Annotated in this window: 13 protein-coding genes; 7 read left to right on the top strand and 6 right to left on the bottom strand. The window is 72.8% G+C overall.

The annotated features are described in order from the left end of the window. Nucleotides 1-118 precede the first annotated feature (118 nt). Complete coding sequence (locus AMK22_RS03090) at nucleotides 119-1,096, top strand: DeoR/GlpR family DNA-binding transcription regulator (protein ID WP_073781658.1); 978 nt, start codon at nucleotides 119-121, stop codon at nucleotides 1,094-1,096. Between the two features lie 155 nt (nucleotides 1,097-1,251). Here AMK22_RS03090 and AMK22_RS03095 read toward each other — a convergent pair whose 3' ends face one another. Then, nucleotides 1,252-1,815, bottom strand: coding sequence for a TetR/AcrR family transcriptional regulator (locus AMK22_RS03095; RefSeq protein ID WP_079185918.1), 564 nt, complete (start codon nucleotides 1,813-1,815; stop codon nucleotides 1,252-1,254). A 278-nt stretch (nucleotides 1,816-2,093) separates the two neighbouring features. Continuing rightward, complete coding sequence (locus AMK22_RS03100; protein WP_073781660.1) at nucleotides 2,094-3,857, bottom strand: acetyl/propionyl/methylcrotonyl-CoA carboxylase subunit alpha; 1,764 nt, start codon at nucleotides 3,855-3,857, stop codon at nucleotides 2,094-2,096. Between the two features lie 441 nt (nucleotides 3,858-4,298). Between AMK22_RS03100 and AMK22_RS03105 the strand changes: the two genes are divergently transcribed. Next, nucleotides 4,299-4,784 (top strand): hypothetical protein, encoded by a 486-nt coding sequence (locus tag AMK22_RS03105; RefSeq protein WP_079185898.1) that lies wholly within the window; start codon nucleotides 4,299-4,301, stop codon nucleotides 4,782-4,784. A gap of 166 nt (nucleotides 4,785-4,950) precedes the next feature. Here AMK22_RS03105 and AMK22_RS03110 read toward each other — a convergent pair whose 3' ends face one another. From AMK22_RS03110 to AMK22_RS03120, 4 genes are all read right to left on the bottom strand, one after another. Continuing rightward, nucleotides 4,951-5,562 (bottom strand): Maf family protein, encoded by a 612-nt coding sequence (locus tag AMK22_RS03110; RefSeq protein ID WP_073781661.1) that lies wholly within the window; start codon nucleotides 5,560-5,562, stop codon nucleotides 4,951-4,953. A gap of 123 nt (nucleotides 5,563-5,685) precedes the next feature. Further along, a complete protein-coding gene (gene mmpB, locus AMK22_RS41715; protein WP_274535408.1) occupies nucleotides 5,686-5,814 on the bottom strand; it encodes a morphogenic membrane protein MmpB in 129 nt (42 codons plus the stop codon). A 90-nt stretch (nucleotides 5,815-5,904) separates the two neighbouring features. Beyond that, nucleotides 5,905-6,123, bottom strand: coding sequence for an acyl-CoA carboxylase subunit epsilon (locus tag AMK22_RS03115; protein WP_073781662.1), 219 nt, complete (start codon nucleotides 6,121-6,123; stop codon nucleotides 5,905-5,907). Between the two features lie 41 nt (nucleotides 6,124-6,164). After that, entirely contained in the window at nucleotides 6,165-7,757 is a 1,593-nt protein-coding gene (locus AMK22_RS03120) for an acyl-CoA carboxylase subunit beta (RefSeq protein ID WP_073781663.1), read from the bottom strand. Between the two features lie 172 nt (nucleotides 7,758-7,929). On the opposite strand from AMK22_RS03120, the gene AMK22_RS03125 reads away from it, so the two are divergent. The 5 genes from AMK22_RS03125 to hutH all read left to right on the top strand — a co-directional run bounded on the left by AMK22_RS03125 (nucleotide 7,930) and on the right by hutH (nucleotide 14,632). Continuing rightward, nucleotides 7,930-8,796 carry a biotin--[acetyl-CoA-carboxylase] ligase gene (locus AMK22_RS03125; protein WP_073781664.1) on the top strand — a complete coding sequence of 289 codons (867 nt, stop codon included), beginning with the start codon at nucleotides 7,930-7,932 and terminating at the stop codon, nucleotides 8,794-8,796. 319 nt (nucleotides 8,797-9,115) lie between these two features. After that, on the top strand, nucleotides 9,116-10,288 hold the full coding sequence (locus tag AMK22_RS03130; RefSeq protein ID WP_073781665.1) for an adenylate/guanylate cyclase domain-containing protein: 1,173 nt from the start codon (nucleotides 9,116-9,118) through the stop codon (nucleotides 10,286-10,288). 265 nt (nucleotides 10,289-10,553) lie between these two features. Next, nucleotides 10,554-11,375: an enoyl-CoA hydratase/isomerase family protein gene (locus tag AMK22_RS03135; protein ID WP_073781666.1), complete on the top strand. Its 822-nt coding sequence runs from the start codon at nucleotides 10,554-10,556 to the stop codon at nucleotides 11,373-11,375. Nucleotides 11,376-11,621: 246 nt separating this feature from the next. After that, on the top strand, nucleotides 11,622-12,785 hold the full coding sequence (locus AMK22_RS03140) for a GGDEF domain-containing protein (protein WP_073781667.1): 1,164 nt from the start codon (nucleotides 11,622-11,624) through the stop codon (nucleotides 12,783-12,785). A 296-nt stretch (nucleotides 12,786-13,081) separates the two neighbouring features. Next, complete coding sequence (gene hutH, locus AMK22_RS03145) at nucleotides 13,082-14,632, top strand: histidine ammonia-lyase (protein ID WP_073781668.1); 1,551 nt, start codon at nucleotides 13,082-13,084, stop codon at nucleotides 14,630-14,632. Nucleotides 14,633-14,720 lie beyond the last annotated feature (88 nt).

Raw genomic sequence — 14,720 nt, forward strand, 5'->3', positions numbered from 1 at the left:
TCAGTACGGAACAACAACAGGGCCGCTTATACCACTTGGCGGCCCGTTGTATGTGCAACTTCTGCTATTCGGTGCAAAGTGCTGAAAACGCTCGGGCGATCACGTTACTGTCAGTTTCGTGTTCGCTGCAGAACGTCGCCAATTGATCCTCGAAATGGTGCGCGCCAACGGGGCGGTATCGCTCCGTGAGCTCGCCCGTGTCGTCCAGACCTCCGAAGTGACCGTACGGCGGGACGTGCGGGCGTTGGAGGCGGAAGGACTCCTCGACCGCCGGCACGGTGGTGCGGTACTGCCGGGTGGGTTCACGCGGGAGTCCGGCTTCCCGCAGAAATCCCATCTCGCCACGGCGGAGAAGACCGCTATCGCCGATGTGGCCGCCGGACTCGTCGAAGAGGGCGAGGCCATCGTCGTGGGGGCCGGTACGACCACTCAGGAGCTGGCCCGCAGGCTCGCGCGCGTGCCCGGCCTGACCGTCGTGACCAACTCCCTGCTGGTCGCCCAGGCGTTGGCCCATGCCAACCGGGTGGAGGTGGTGATGACCGGCGGCACGCTGCGCGGTTCGAACTACGCGCTGGTGGGCAGCGGGGCCGAGCAGTCCCTCCAGGGGCTGCGGGTCTCCCGGGCGTTCCTCTCGGGGAGCGGGCTCACCGCCGAGCGCGGCCTCTCCACGTCCAACATGCTCTCGGCGAGCGTGGACCGGGCCCTGGTGCAGGCCGCGGCGGAGGTGGTGGTCCTGGCGGACCACACCAAGCTCGGTTCCGACACCATGTTCCAGACGGTGCCGACGGATCTCATCACCCGTCTCGTGACGGACGAGCCGCCCGGCCACGACGACCGCGCCGCCACCGAACTCCAGGCCCTGGCGGACCAGGGCGTGCAGATCGCGGTGGCCGGTGCGGGAAGCGGAAGCCCGGGAACGGCCGAGTCGCCGCCGTCGGGACGGCAGGTGCGCCGCGACATGCCACTGCCCGGCCAGCGCCGTACCCGCGGCGGCCCCGGGAAGCCGGCAGCACCGCTGCGCGGCGCCGCGGTGCTGCCGGATCAGGGGCAGGCGCAGCAGGACCGGGCGAGGGTGGCGGACCTGCGACGCCGATAGGCACGCGCCCGAGGAGACGCGCGGCCCATGGGCCCGGCAGCGGCCGGTGCCGGCCCCGTGCGGGCCCGCGGGGCCGTTACCGGTACGGCTCGATGGCGCCGACAGTGCCGACGAGGCTGGTGGTTCCGGTGGTTCCGGTGGGGTGCGCGCGGGGTTCAACCGCCCTCCGCGCCGGGCCCCTTCAGCCCGCAAAGGGTCAACATCAGCAGTCGGTCCGCCAGTTCGGGGTCGTCCGGCGACTGCTCCGACGCCAGCGCGATCGCGTTCGTCAGCTGCATCAGGTCGTCGATGGACACCTCGGCCCGTACGGCCCCGCACGCCTGCGCGCGCGCCAGCAGGGCCGCCCCCGCCTCGCGCAGCGGCACGTTGCACTGCGCGAGGGCCGAAGTCTCGTCCCGTGACGTCGACATGAGCGCCTGCGCCAGGCCCCGGTACGCGCCCGCGTGGGTGATGATCGCGCCCAGCCACTCCACCAGACCCCGGCACGGCTGCTCCGCCGCCGCCAGTTCGCGGGACCGGCCGATCAGCTCGGCCAGGGCCTCCTGGAAGACGGCGTTCATCAGCGCGTGCCGGTTCGGGAAGTGCCGGTACAACGTGCCGATCCCGACACCCGCACGGCGTGCGATGTCCTCCAGGGCCGCGTCGGTGCCGTGCTCCGAGAAGGCGGTGCGGGCCGCGCTCAGCAGCCGGTCGTAGTTGCGGCGCGCGTCCGCACGCATGGGCCGCGACGGCGTCCGTGCCGTGCTCGTCGCCGTGCTCGTCACCATCGGGCCTCCCTCGTCATCCGCCCCGTGATCCAGGATGCCATCGCGGACGGGCGGGCCGGGGACTCCTCGCGCGAACGACCGGGCCCCCGCGGGTGCCTTTTCGGCTTTCGCGGGGGCCCGGTGCGGGGCGTCCGACGGGAGACGTCCGGCGCGGAACGTCCGGAACGGGGCGTCCGACGCGGAACGTCCGGTGCGGGGTGGCCGGTGGGGTCCGGCCGCCCCGACGGATGTCAGTCCTTGATCTCGCAGATCACGGCGCCGGAGGAGATGGAGCTGCCGACCTCGGTGGTGAGTCCCTTGATGGTGCCGGCGCGGTGGGCGTTCAGCGGCTGCTCCATCTTCATGGCCTCCAGGACGACGACGAGGTCGCCCTCCTGCACCTGCTGGCCCTCCTCCACGGCGATCTTGACGATGGTGCCCTGCATCGGGGACGCCAGGGTATCGCCGGAGACCGCGGAGCCGGACTTCTTCGCCGCGCGGCGCTTGGGCTTGGCGCCCGCCGCGAGACCGGTGCGGGCCAGGCTCATGCCCAGCGACGACGGCAGCGAGACCTCCAGGCGCTTGCCGCCGACCTCGACGACGACGGTCTCGCGACCCGCCTCCTCCTCGGCCTCCGCGTCGGCGGGGGCGGCGAAGGGCTTGATGTCGTTGACGAACTCGGTCTCGATCCAGCGGGTGTGGACCTTGAACGGGGTGCCGTCGGCCGGGGCGAACGCCGGGTCGGCGACGACCGCGCGGTGGAACGGGATGGCGGTGGCCATGCCCTCGACGTCGAACTCGGCCAGTGCGCGGGCCGCCCGCTGAAGGGCCTGCTCGCGGGTCGCGCCGGTCACGATCAGCTTCGCCAGCAGCGAGTCCCAGGCGGGGCCGATCACGCTGCCGGACTCCACGCCCGCGTCCAGGCGGACACCGGGGCCGCTCGGCGGGGCGAAGACGGTCACCGTGCCCGGTGCGGGCAGGAAGTTCCGGCCCGGGTCCTCGCCGTTGATCCGGAACTCGAAGGAGTGACCCCTTATGACCGGGTCGCCGTAGCCGAGCTCCTCGCCGTCGGCGATGCGGAACATCTCGCGCACGAGGTCGAGACCGGTGACCTCCTCGGTGACCGGGTGCTCGACCTGGAGGCGGGTGTTGACCTCCAGGAAGGAGATGGTGCCGTCCGCGCCGACCAGGAACTCGACCGTGCCCGCGCCGACGTAACCGGCCTCCTTGAGGATGGCCTTCGACGCCGCGTACAGCTCGGCGTTCTGCTTCTCGGAGAGGAACGGCGCGGGGGCCTCCTCGACCAGCTTCTGGTGGCGGCGCTGGAGCGAGCAGTCACGGGTGGAGACCACGACCACGTTGCCGTGCTCGTCGGCCAGGCACTGCGTCTCCACGTGGCGCGGCTTGTCCAGGTAGCGCTCCACGAAGCACTCGCCGCGGCCGAACGCGGCCACGGCCTCGCGGACGGCGGAGTCGTACAGCTCCGGGATCTCCTCCAGCGTGCGCGCCACCTTCAGCCCGCGGCCGCCGCCACCGAAGGCGGCCTTGATCGCGATCGGCAGTCCGTGCTGCTCGGCGAACGCCACGACCTCGGCGGAGCCCTCGACCGGGTCGGGCGTACCGGCCACCAGCGGGGCACCGGCGCGCTGCGCGATGTGACGGGCGGCGACCTTGTCGCCGAGGTCCCGGATCGCCTGCGGCGGCGGTCCGATCCACGTCAGGCCCGCGTCGATGACGGCCTGGGCGAACTCGGCGTTCTCCGACAGGAAGCCGTAGCCCGGGTGGATCGCGTCCGCCCCCGAGTCCTTGGCGGCCTGGAGCACCTTGGCCATGTCCAGGTAGCTGGTGGCGGGGGTGTCACCGCCCAGGGCGAACGCCTCGTCGGCCGCGCGGACGTGCAGAGCGTCACGGTCCGGGTCGGCGTAGACGGCTACGCTCCCGATCCCGGCATCCCGACATGCCCGGGCTACGCGGACAGCGATTTCGCCACGGTTGGCGATGAGCACCTTGCGCACGATGGCTCCCTCCTTGAAACAAGCTGAGTTTAGGGACTACCGACACGGCGCTACGACCCGTCCCCAATGGTGAGCTTTCCCACACGGAGTGTGATTCGAGGCTTGCTCAAGTCGCGAAATCCCTTGTGGCACCACGGTACGCCGGGATTCATGACCGCACAGTAGCCACGAGGTGTGGTCCGGGTCTCTGTTCATGCGACCAGCCGCGTCCGGCGTTTCTTTGTCGAGTCCCCACTAATGGACGAACGATTCTTTGCCCGGCGCACGAAAGGGTGCGAGCCGTCCGGGGTGCGCGCGGGGTGAGAGACGGAGTGGCGCGGGTGCGGGACAGGGTGCGGGCCGCGCGAGGTCTTGTCCCGGGCGTTACCGGTTAGTAGGGTCCGCGCTGTCGGACGTACTGCAGGTAACACGTACTACGGGTGACAGGAGGTGTGCGCCGTGATGCGCAGACCGGTGGCGTTCGTGGCCGCGCTCGCGTTGTTCGCGGAGGCCGTGGGCGTCGTGCTCGTCAACGGCATTCTCGCGACGGTCGTCGAGAACCAGGACATGTCCCTGGCCGGTCTCGAATCCGGCGCCATGTCCGGCGGCACCTGGGTGATGGGCGGCGTGTCCGGGCTCTGCCTGCTGCTGTGCGCGCTGGTCCTGCTGCTGACCGGCGTCCGCGACCGGGCCCCGGGCCGGCTCGGCCGCATCGCCCTCATCGTCTGCGCCGTGGCGCACGGGGTGCTGGGGGCGGTGGCGGTGGGGCTGCTCGGCTGGATCGCGTTCGCGTTCCTGATGACGGTGCTCGGGCTGATCGTGCTGACGCTGGTGGTGTACGGCCCCGAGGGCGATCGGCCCGTCGGCGTCGAACCGTCCGCCGCCCGGGGGCCCGCGGACGGCGGATCCGAGGACGGGACCGGGCCGGGTGCCCCGGCGGCGGTCTGACGGGACGGGTTCGACGGAGGGGGTCCGACCGGAGGTGGCACGGCCCGCGGGGGCCGGACGGCCGGCGAGGACCGGCTTTGCCGCGGCCGGCCGAAGGGGACGACGCCGGGGGCCCGGCGGGAGTGGCCCGACCGGGTGGCCGCTGGAGGGGGGCGACGGGGAGGGCTCAGGCCCACAGGTCGGTGACGGAGATCCCCAGTTCGCCCAGGAGCCGGCGCAGCAGCGGCAGCGAGAGCCCGATGACGTTGCCGTGGTCGCCCTCGATCGAGTCGACGAACGGGGCCGAACGGCCGTCCAGGGTGAACGCGCCCGCCACGTGGAGCGGCTCGCCGGAGGCCACGTAGGCGGCGATCTCGGCGTCCGTCGGTTCACCGAAACGGACGGTCGTGGACGCGGTCGCCGAGGCCGTGCGTCCGGTGGCGGTGTCGACCACGCTGTGGCCGGTACGCAGCACCCCGGCGCGGCCGCGCATGGACTTCCAGCGGGCGGTGGCCTCCTCGGCGTCGGCGGGCTTGCCGAGCGCCTGACCGTCGAGTTCGAGGACCGAGTCGCACCCGATGACCAGGGCGCCGGCCGTCTCCGGCAGGCCGGCCACGGCCGCGGCCTTCGCCTCGGCGAGCACCAGCGCCAGTTCGGCCGGGGTCGGGGCGCTCAGCGCGTCCTCGTCCACGCCGCTGACGATCACCTCGGGCGCGAATCCGGCCTGTCGCAGCAGACCGAGACGGGCGGGGGAGGCGGAGGCGAGCACGAGACGGCGCTGATCTGTCATACGCGCCATCGTAGAAGGGGCGGAAGTCCGTCCGACCCGCCGGTCGGCCTTCCGTCAGGGCCGAAGTCCGCGGTGCCGCTGTGCCGGGGTCCGTCGGGCCGTTCCGCCGGTCGCGGGTCCCGGTCGCTCTTCTCAGCGGATTCCGAGCACCAGCATTCCGACGAGCATCGCGAGAGCGAGCACCAGGCCCGCGCGCCGGATCATGTCCTGGGCGTCGCGCAGTTCCTTCGGCGGCTTGTTCTCGGGATCGGACCACAGCATGACCCGATCCTGCTGCGGCCACGCACCACGGCGCCTGAGTACCCGTACTCAGGCGCCGTGGTGCCTACGGGCCAGATCGTGCCCGGCGCGTCACCCGGGCCAGTACGTCCGTGCCCAGGCGCGCGGCCCCGGCACATGGCGCGCACGGCGGGCGATGCGCCCCGGGTCGGCCCACTGTCCGGGCAGCGCCGACCCGCCGGAGGACGCGTCGGACGCCGCTGCCGTCGTCGCCGCGGCGCGCGCCCGGACCACCGTGAGCGCGGCGGCCAGCTCCTCGGGGGTCGGGTTGCCCCGTACGACCTTGATCATGGCAATGACCCTTTCCGGAGGGGGAGTTGTGCGGAGCGGCACTAGAGGGGGATGTTGCCGTGCTTCTTCGGGGGCAGGGACTCCCGCTTCGTGCGCAGTTGGCGCAGCGACTTCACGATGTGGGCGCGGGTGTCGGACGGCATGATCACCGCGTCGACGTAGCCGCGCTCGGCCGCCACGTACGGGTTGAGCAGCGTGTCCTCGTAGTCGGTGATGAGCTCGGCGCGGATCGCCTCCGCCTCCTGGGGATCCGTGGCCGCGGCGATCGTCCGGCGGTGCAGGATGTTCACCGCGCCCTGTGCGCCCATGACGGCGATCTGGGCGGTCGGCCAGGCCAGGTTGATGTCGGCGCCCAGGTGCTTGGAGCCCATCACGTCGTACGCGCCGCCGAACGCCTTGCGGGTGATCACCGTGATCAGCGGGACGGTCGCCTCCGCGTAGGCGTAGATCAGCTTGGCGCCCCGGCGGATGATGCCGCCGTACTCCTGGTCGACGCCGGGCAGGAAGCCGGGGACGTCGACGAAGGTCAGCACGGGCACGTTGAACGCGTCGCAGGTGCGGACGAACCGGGCGGCCTTCTCGCTCGCGTTGATGTCGAGGCAGCCCGCGAACTGCATCGGCTGGTTGGCGACGATGCCGACCGGAGCGCCCTCGACCCGCCCGAAGCCGGTGATGATGTTCGGTGCGAACAGGGCCTGGGTCTCCAGGAATTCGCCGTCGTCCAGCACGTGCTCGATGGCGGTGTGCATGTCGTACGGCTGGTTCGCGGAGTCCGGGATGAGCGTGTCGAGTTCGAGGTCCTCGTCGCTGGTGGTGAGGTCCGCCTCCTCCGGGAAGACCGGCGGCTCGGAGAGGTTGTTCGAAGGGAGGTACGACAGCAGCGACTTGACGTACTCGATGGCGTCCTTCTCGTCGCCCGCCATGTGGTGCGCCACGCCGGAGACGGTGTTGTGGGTGCGGGCGCCGCCGAGCTGCTCGAAGCCGACGTCCTCGCCGGTGACGGTCTTGATGACGTCGGGGCCGGTGATGAACATGTGCGAGGTCTGGTCGACCATGACGGTGAAGTCGGTGATCGCGGGGGAGTAGACCGCCCCGCCCGCACACGGTCCGACGATCAGCGAGATCTGCGGGACGACGCCCGAGGCGTGCACGTTGCGCCGGAAGATCTCCGCGAACAGGCCGAGCGCGACGACCCCCTCCTGGATGCGCGCGCCGCCTCCGTCGTTGATGCCGATGACCGGGCAGCCGGTCTTCAGCGCGAAGTCCATCACCTTGACGATCTTCTCACCGTAGACCTCGCCGAGCGAGCCGCCGAAGATCGTGAAGTCCTGGGAGTACACGCAGACGGGGCGGCCGTCGACCGTGCCGTAGCCGGTGACGACGCCGTCCCCGTACGGACGGTTCTTCTCGATGCCGAAGTTCGTCGACCGGTGCCGGGCGAACTCGTCGAGCTCCACGAAGGAACCCTCGTCGAGCAGCAGGCCGATCCGCTCCCGCGCGGTCAACTTGCCCTTCGCGTGCTGCTTCTCGACCGCCCGCGCGGAGCCCGCGTTCGTCGCCTCGTCGATGCGGCGCTGCAGGTCCGCGATCTTGCCCGCGGTCGTGTGGATGTCGATCTCTTCCGGCTCGGACATCGGGTGGCGGCTCCCTGCCTGGTCACGGGGACGACTGTGGTGCTGATCATGATCAGGTGCTGGACACCGGCTGATCAGGTTCTGTCAGGTTCTGGAACACCTACTGATCCGTAGCGTATCGGCGTGGATACGGTTCAGCAGTGCGTCATTTACCACACCTAGTCTGGCTTGCATGACACCTTCGGATGCGCCTCACAGCCGCTGGTCGGACCTGGACCGACCGCCCCTGAACGTCCCCGCGCTGCGCCGCGGGCTGCTGCGGCCGGGCGGCCTGTGGACCTCGCTCGACGTCGTGGAGACCACCGGGTCCACCAACTCCGATCTGGCCGCGCGGGCGGCGTCCGGGCTCGCCGAGGGCACGGTGCTGGTCGCCGAGGAGCAGACGGCGGGCCGCGGCCGGCTCGACCGCACCTGGACGGCCCCGGCCCGTTCGGGCCTGTTCTTCTCCGTCTTCCTCGAACCCGGCGACATCCCGGTCGCACGGTGGGGGTGGCTGCCGCTGCTCACCGGCGTCGCCGTGGCCACCGGGCTGGCCCGCGCGGCGGGCGTCGACACCGCACTGAAGTGGCCCAACGACCTGCTCGTCACGGTGGCGGGCGAGGAACGCAAGACGGGCGGCATCCTCGCCGAGCGGGCCGGGGACGGCGTCGTCGTCGGCACCGGCCTCAACGTCACCCTGCGCGCCGCCGAACTGCCCGCCCCCACCGCCGGATCGCTCGCCCTGGCCGGGGCCGTCTCCACCGACCGGGAGACCCTGCTGCGGGCCGTACTGCGCTCGCTGGAGCACTGGTACGGCCGCTGGCGGGAGGCCGGCGGCGACGCGGCGGCCAGCGGGCTCCAGGAGGCGTACGCGGCGGGCTGCGCGACGCTCGGCCGGCCGGTACGTGCCGAGCTGCCCGGTGGCCGCACGCTCACCGGCGAGGCCGTGGCGATCGACGGCGACGGCCGGCTGGTCCTGTCCACGGACGAGGGCTTGCGCGAACCGCTGTCCGCGGGCGACATCGTGCACCTGCGGGGAGCCGGGGGCGAGCTGACCTGACGCGCCCCGGGACGTTTCACCGGGCCCACCCGCGCACCGGGCCCCGGGACGTCCCGCACGGCCGCCCCGGCATGTCCTGGACCGGTCCGCCCGGCGACCGGGACGCTCCGCCCGGTCGGCCGCCCACCCGCGTCCGGGACGTCCCGTCCGGTCGTCGGGGGAGCTCCTGCCCGGTCGCCCCGGGGACGTCCCGCCTGGTCACCCCGCGACATCGGAGTACGGCTCACGGACGTGAGCCACGGCACACCTGCCGTAAAGTTGAGGCGATCCACCGACAGATCGGCAGGGAAGTGCGCAGGGAACGGGCAGGAGGCGGCTGGTGACCGTCGACGACACGACCTCCGGCGCGGGCGAGGAGCCCCCGTCGGAACCCTCGGTCCACCCGACGCCGCATCACGAAGTCGACCATACGGCGGAACCGACCGACGACCCCCTCGCGATCCGGCTGGAACAGCTCATCCTGGGCGCCGACCGCCGTTACACGCCGTTCCAGGCGGCCCGGACCGCCGGTGTCTCGATGGACCTGGCCTCCCGGTTCTGGCGGGCCATGGGCTTCGCCGACATCGGTCAGGCCAGGGCGCTCACCGAGGCCGACGTGCTGGCGCTGCGCCGCCTCGCCGGTCTCGTCGAGGCCGGGCTGCTCAGCGAACCGATGGCGATCCAGGTCGCCCGGTCCACCGGGCAGACCACCGCCCGGCTGGCGGAATGGCAGATCGATTCGTTCCTGGAGGGGCTGACCGAGCCGCCCGAGCCCGGCATGACCCGTACCGAGGTCACGTACCCGCTGGTCGAACTGCTCCTCCCGGAACTGCAGGAGTTCCTGGTGTACGTGTGGCGGCGCCAGCTCGCCGCCGCCACCGGCCGGGTCGTGCAGGCGGCCGACGACGAGGAGATGGTCGACCGGCGCCTGGCCGTGGGCTTCGCCGACCTGGTCGGCTTCACCCGGCTGACCAGGCGGCTGGAGGAGGAGGAGCTCGGCGAACTGGTCGAGGCGTTCGAGACCACCGCCGCCGACCTGGTCGCCGCCCACGGCGGCCGACTCATCAAGACCCTCGGCGACGAGGTCCTCTACTGCGCCGACGACGCCGGGACCGCCGCCGAGATCGCGCTGCGCCTGATCGAGGCGATGAACCAGGACGAGGCGATGCCCGCGCTGCGCGTCGGCATCGCCTTCGGCACCGTCACCACCCGTATGGGCGATGTCTTCGGTACGACGGTGAACCTCGCCAGCCGGCTGACCTCCATAGCGCCGAAGGACGCCGTGCTGGTGGACGGCGCGTTCGCGGAGGAACTGACCCGCACCGGCGACGCCCCGGCCTCCGAGGCGCAGGCCGCCGAGCAGGCGGCGGCGGCCGAGAAGGAGCGCCAGGAGGGCCTGGAGCCGACGGCCCTGCCCACGTACCGCTACGGGCTGCAGCCCATGTGGCAGCGGCCGGTGCGTGGCCTCGGAGTCGTCGAGCCCTGGCTGCTGGCCCGCCGCGGCACGTCCTGACGCCGTCCGCGGCCCTTGCCGCACGTCCTGGAGGCCGAGCCCACTGCTTGCGGCTGCTTGTGCAGGCCCGCGGGGCGTTCCGACGCGACCCGCGTCGCCGTGGCACGTCCTGACGCCGGGCGCACCCACTGCTCGCGGCGCGGCCCGCGGGGTCCTCGGGCGGGGGTCGGTGCCCCGGCGCCTCCGTGCGGCCTCGGCCGGGCCGCTGTAGGAGCCGCCCCATAGGATCCCTCCGGTAACGCTCGTTAACCGGAGGGGTGAAGTCATGACCGTCGCGTCCGTCACGTCCGAGCAACGGTTCGGGGAGTTCGTCGTCGTACGGGTCCACGAGGGGCAGGAGCACGTCGCCGAGCTGGTCCTCGACCGGCCCAGGGCCATGAACGCGGTGTCCACGGACATGGCCCGCTCGATCGCCGCCGCCTGCGCCGCGCTCGCCGCGGACCCCGCCGTCCGGGTCACCGTCCTCACCTCCAGCCACGAGCGTGCCTTCTGCGTGGGCGCCGACCTGAAGGAGCGGAACTCCTTCACCGACGCCGAACTGCTGCGCCAGCGTCCCGTCGCGCGCGCCGCCTACACCGGGGTGCTCGAACTGCCGATGCCGACGATCGCGGCGGTGCACGGCTTCGCGCTCGGCGGCGGGTTCGAGCTGGCCCTGTCCTGCGACCTGATCGTCGCCGACCGCACGGCCGTGGTCGGCCTGCCCGAGGTGTCGGTCGGCGTCATCCCGGGCGGCGGCGGCACGCAGCTGCTGCCGCGGCGGATCGGCGCGGCGCGCGCGGCCGAGCTGGTCTTCACGGCCCGGCGGGTGGAGGCGGCCGAGGCGCACGAGACCGGTCTGGTCGACGAACTGGTCGAGGCGGGCCGGGACCGCGAGGCGGCGCTCGCGCTCGCCGGGCGGATCGCCGCCAACTCCCCGGTGGGCCTGCGGGCCGCGAAGCGGGCGCTGCGGCTCGGGCACGGCCTCGATCTGCGGGCCGGCCTGGAGGTCGAGGACGCCGCGTGGCGGTCGGTGGCCTTCTCGGGCGACCGGGCCGAGGGTGTGGCCGCGTTCAACGAGAAGCGGAAGCCGAACTGGCCCGGCGAGTGATGCGGGCGCGGCGAGGCGGGCGATGCCGGGCGATGCGACGGGAACGCCGCCGACGGGACGGGAGCGACGGCGACGGGGCGCGTGCGGAGCCGGGCGGCGCGGACCGGGCGGCGCCCTGAGCGGACCGGTCGAGCGGCGCCGCGCGGCGCCGAGCGAAGTTACGTTGAGTGTTCAAAGAGACACGCAGTGAATATTTTCCGCGCCTCAAGCTGATCAAATCACCACAAAACTACATAAGCTGTGGTGATGGGTGGTGAAGATGCACGGCTGCGGGCCGTGGTTGCGCTTGCGCAGGCGATGGCGGCGGCGCACACCCCTCGGGGGTCGTGGCGAGCGGCCGCGCTGGGGGCGTGCGAGGCGCTGGGCGGCACGTTCGCCGCGCTCTCCGTGTGGGAGCGCGGGGGCGGTCGGCTGCGTGTGCTGGTGAACGCGGGTGAACGGGGCGAGGGGGAGGAGGAGTTCCCCGAGGACGAGACGTACCCGGTGCACCGGTTCCCGGAGATCACCGAGTTCCTGCACGAGCGGTGGGCCGCCGGTGGCGAGCCCGACGCCTGGGTGGAGACCGCCGACGGGCCGGTGGACGGTGCGTCGGACGGGGGAGCGTCCGGGCGCGGGCGCGGCTACCGCCACCAGCGGGTGGTCGCCCTGCGCCGTCGCGGGCGCGGGTCCTGCGTGGTCGCGCCGATCGTCCTGCACGGGCGGGCCTGGGGCGAACTGTACGTGGCGCGCCCGGTGGGGGAGCCGGTGTTCGAACGGGGGGACGCGGACTTCGCCACCGTGCTGGCCGCCGTCGTCGCCGCCGGGATCTCCCAGGCCGAACGGCTCGAAGAGGTCCGCAGGCTCGCGTTCACCGATCCGCTGACCGGGCTGGCCAACCGGCGCGCGGTCGACGTGCGGCTCGACGAGGCGGTGGAGCGGCATCGCGTGGACGGTGCGGTGGTCAGCCTGGTCGTCTGCGACGTCAACGGCCTGAAGCGGGTCAACGACACGCACGGCCATGCGGTCGGCGATCGCCTGCTGGAACGTTTCGGTTCGGTGCTGTCCCGGTGCGGCGCCATGCTGCCCGGCGCGCTCGCGGCGCGGCTCGGCGGCGATGAGTTCTGCCTGCTCGCGGTGGGCCCCGAGACGGACGAGGTGGTCCGGGTGGCCGGCGAACTCTGCGAGCGTGCGGCCGAGTTGGAACTGGGGGACGGGGTGGCGTGCGGGATCGCCTCGACCGGCGACCCGATCGGCCCGGTGATCTCGGCGCGGCGCCTCTTCCGGCTCGCGGACGCGGCGCAGTACCGGGCGAAGGCGGCCCGCTCCACGGGGCCGGTGGTGGCGGGGCGCGATGGCGAGGTGCTGCGGCTGGCCGACGCGCCGCCCCGGTCCCCGCACGAGCGACGCCATCTGCGCGGCAGCCACCGCTGAGCGGGCGCGCCCGTGGCCCGGCGGCGGACGTGCGACCGGCCCCGGCGTACGCGCGGGCGGTCCATCGGTCCATCGGTCCATCGGTCCGTGGGCGGGGCGCGGCGGGCGCGTGAGCGGGACGCGGGTCGCATGCACGGAGTGCGGGCCGCGCGAACAGGGCAGTGGAGGCGTGAACCGGGGCACAGGTGGTGTGAACGGGGTACAGGCGGGGCGGCGGGCCGTGTGACCGGATCGGTAAGGAGTCAACCGCACGACCACTGGTGACATGGCGGGATTCAGTCCGTACGCTGCTGAATATGGATATGCACACAGTCGTGGTGGGGACGTCCGGAACCACGGCCCAGGACGTCATCGCCGTGGCCCGCGACAACGCTCGCGTCGAGCTCTCCGAGGCCGCCGTGAACGCGCTCGCCGCTGCTCGCGAGGTCGTGGACGCGCTCGCCGCCAAGCCCGAGCCGGTCTACGGCGTCTCCACCGGATTCGGGGCACTCGCCACCCGGCACATCGGCCACGAACTCCGCACACAGCTCCAGCGCAACATCGTCCGTTCGCACGCCGCCGGCATGGGCCCGCGGGTCGAGCGCGAGGTGGTCCGCGCCCTGATGTTCCTGCGCCTCAAGACGGTCGCCTCCGGGCGCACCGGGGTGCGCCCGGCGGTCGCGCAGACCATGGCCGACGTCCTCAACGCGGGCATCACCCCGGTCGTGCACGAGTACGGTTCGCTCGGCTGCTCCGGCGACCTGGCTCCGCTCTCCCACTGCGCCCTGACCCTGATGGGCGAGGGCGACGCGGAGGGCCCCGACGGCGTCGTGCGCCCCGCGGGCGAACTGCTCGCCGCCCACGGCATCACCCCGGTGGAGCTGCATGAGAAGGAGGGGCTCGCCCTTCTCAACGGCACCGACGGCATGCTCGGCATGCTCGTCATGGCCCTCGCCGACCTGCGCAATCTCTACACCTCCGCCGACATCACCGCCGCCCTCTCCCTGGAGGCGCTGCTCGGCACGGACAAGGTCCTCGCCCCCGAACTGCACGCCATACGCCCCCACCCGGGCCAGGGCGCCAGCGCCGACAACATGCTGCGGGTCCTCGCCGGATCCGGCCTGACCGGCCATCACCAGGACGACGCCCCGCGAGTGCAGGACGCCTACTCGGTGCGCTGCGCACCCCAGGTCAACGGCGCCGGGCGCGACACCCTCGCCCACGCCGCGACGGTCGCGGACCGCGAACTGGCCGCCGCCGTCGACAACCCCGTCGTCCTGCCCGACGGACGGGTGGAGTCGAACGGGAACTTCCACGGCGCGCCGGTCGCGTACGTACTCGACTTCCTGGCGATCGCCGCCGCCGACCTCGGTTCGATCTCCGAGCGCCGCACCGACCGGATGCTGGACAAGAACCGGTCGCACGGGCTGCCGCCGTTCCTCGCCGACGACGCGGGCGTGGACTCGGGCCTGATGATCGCCCAGTACACCCAGGCCGCCCTGGTCAGCGAGATGAAGCGGCTCGCCGTGCCCGCGTCGGCCGACTCGATCCCGTCCTCCGCGATGCAGGAGGACCACGTCTCCATGGGCTGGTCGGCGGCGCGCAAGCTCCGTACCGCCGTCGACAACCTCGCCCGGATCATCGCCGTCGAGCTGTACGCGGCGACGCGTGCCATCGAGCTGCGGGCCGCCGAGGGGCTCACCCCCGCCCCCGCCTCACGGGCCGCCGTCGAGGCCCTGCGCGCGGCGGGCGTCGAGGGGCCGGGGCCGGACCGCTTCCTGTCGCCGGACCTGGCCGCGGCGGACGCGTTCGTCCGCAGGGGAGCGCTGGTCACGGCGGTCGAGCCGGTCACCGGGCCGCTGGCCTGAGCGGACCGCGCGGGCGGGCGATCCCGGTCGGCGCCGCGGCCGTTCGAGGTCGGGAGAGGACTCTGCGCGGCTTCGGGACAGGGCCGAG

The organism is Streptomyces sp. CB01580, assembly GCF_001905795.1.
In the GTDB taxonomy this organism is placed as follows: domain Bacteria; phylum Actinomycetota; class Actinomycetes; order Streptomycetales; family Streptomycetaceae; genus Streptomyces.

What these genes read in the sequence shown, in the direction of transcription:
- AMK22_RS03095 (WP_079185918.1), bottom strand. Translation starts at nt 1,815, where the DNA reads ATGCGTGCGGACGCGCGCCGCAACTACGACCGGCTGCTGAGCGCGGCC.
- AMK22_RS03110 (WP_073781661.1), bottom strand. Translation starts at nt 5,562, where the DNA reads ATGGCGCGTATGACAGATCAGCGCCGTCTCGTGCTCGCCTCCGCCTCC.
- AMK22_RS03125 (WP_073781664.1), top strand. Translation starts at nt 7,930, where the DNA reads ATGACACCTTCGGATGCGCCTCACAGCCGCTGGTCGGACCTGGACCGA.
- AMK22_RS03140 (WP_073781667.1), top strand. Translation starts at nt 11,622, where the DNA reads ATGGGTGGTGAAGATGCACGGCTGCGGGCCGTGGTTGCGCTTGCGCAG.
- AMK22_RS03105 (WP_079185898.1), top strand. Translation starts at nt 4,299, where the DNA reads ATGCGCAGACCGGTGGCGTTCGTGGCCGCGCTCGCGTTGTTCGCGGAG.
- mmpB (WP_274535408.1), bottom strand. Translation starts at nt 5,814, where the DNA reads ATGCTGTGGTCCGATCCCGAGAACAAGCCGCCGAAGGAACTGCGCGAC.
- AMK22_RS03135 (WP_073781666.1), top strand. Translation starts at nt 10,554, where the DNA reads ATGACCGTCGCGTCCGTCACGTCCGAGCAACGGTTCGGGGAGTTCGTC.
- AMK22_RS03120 (WP_073781663.1), bottom strand. Translation starts at nt 7,757, where the DNA reads ATGTCCGAGCCGGAAGAGATCGACATCCACACGACCGCGGGCAAGATC.
- AMK22_RS03115 (WP_073781662.1), bottom strand. Translation starts at nt 6,123, where the DNA reads ATGATCAAGGTCGTACGGGGCAACCCGACCCCCGAGGAGCTGGCCGCC.
- hutH (WP_073781668.1), top strand. Translation starts at nt 13,082, where the DNA reads ATGGATATGCACACAGTCGTGGTGGGGACGTCCGGAACCACGGCCCAG.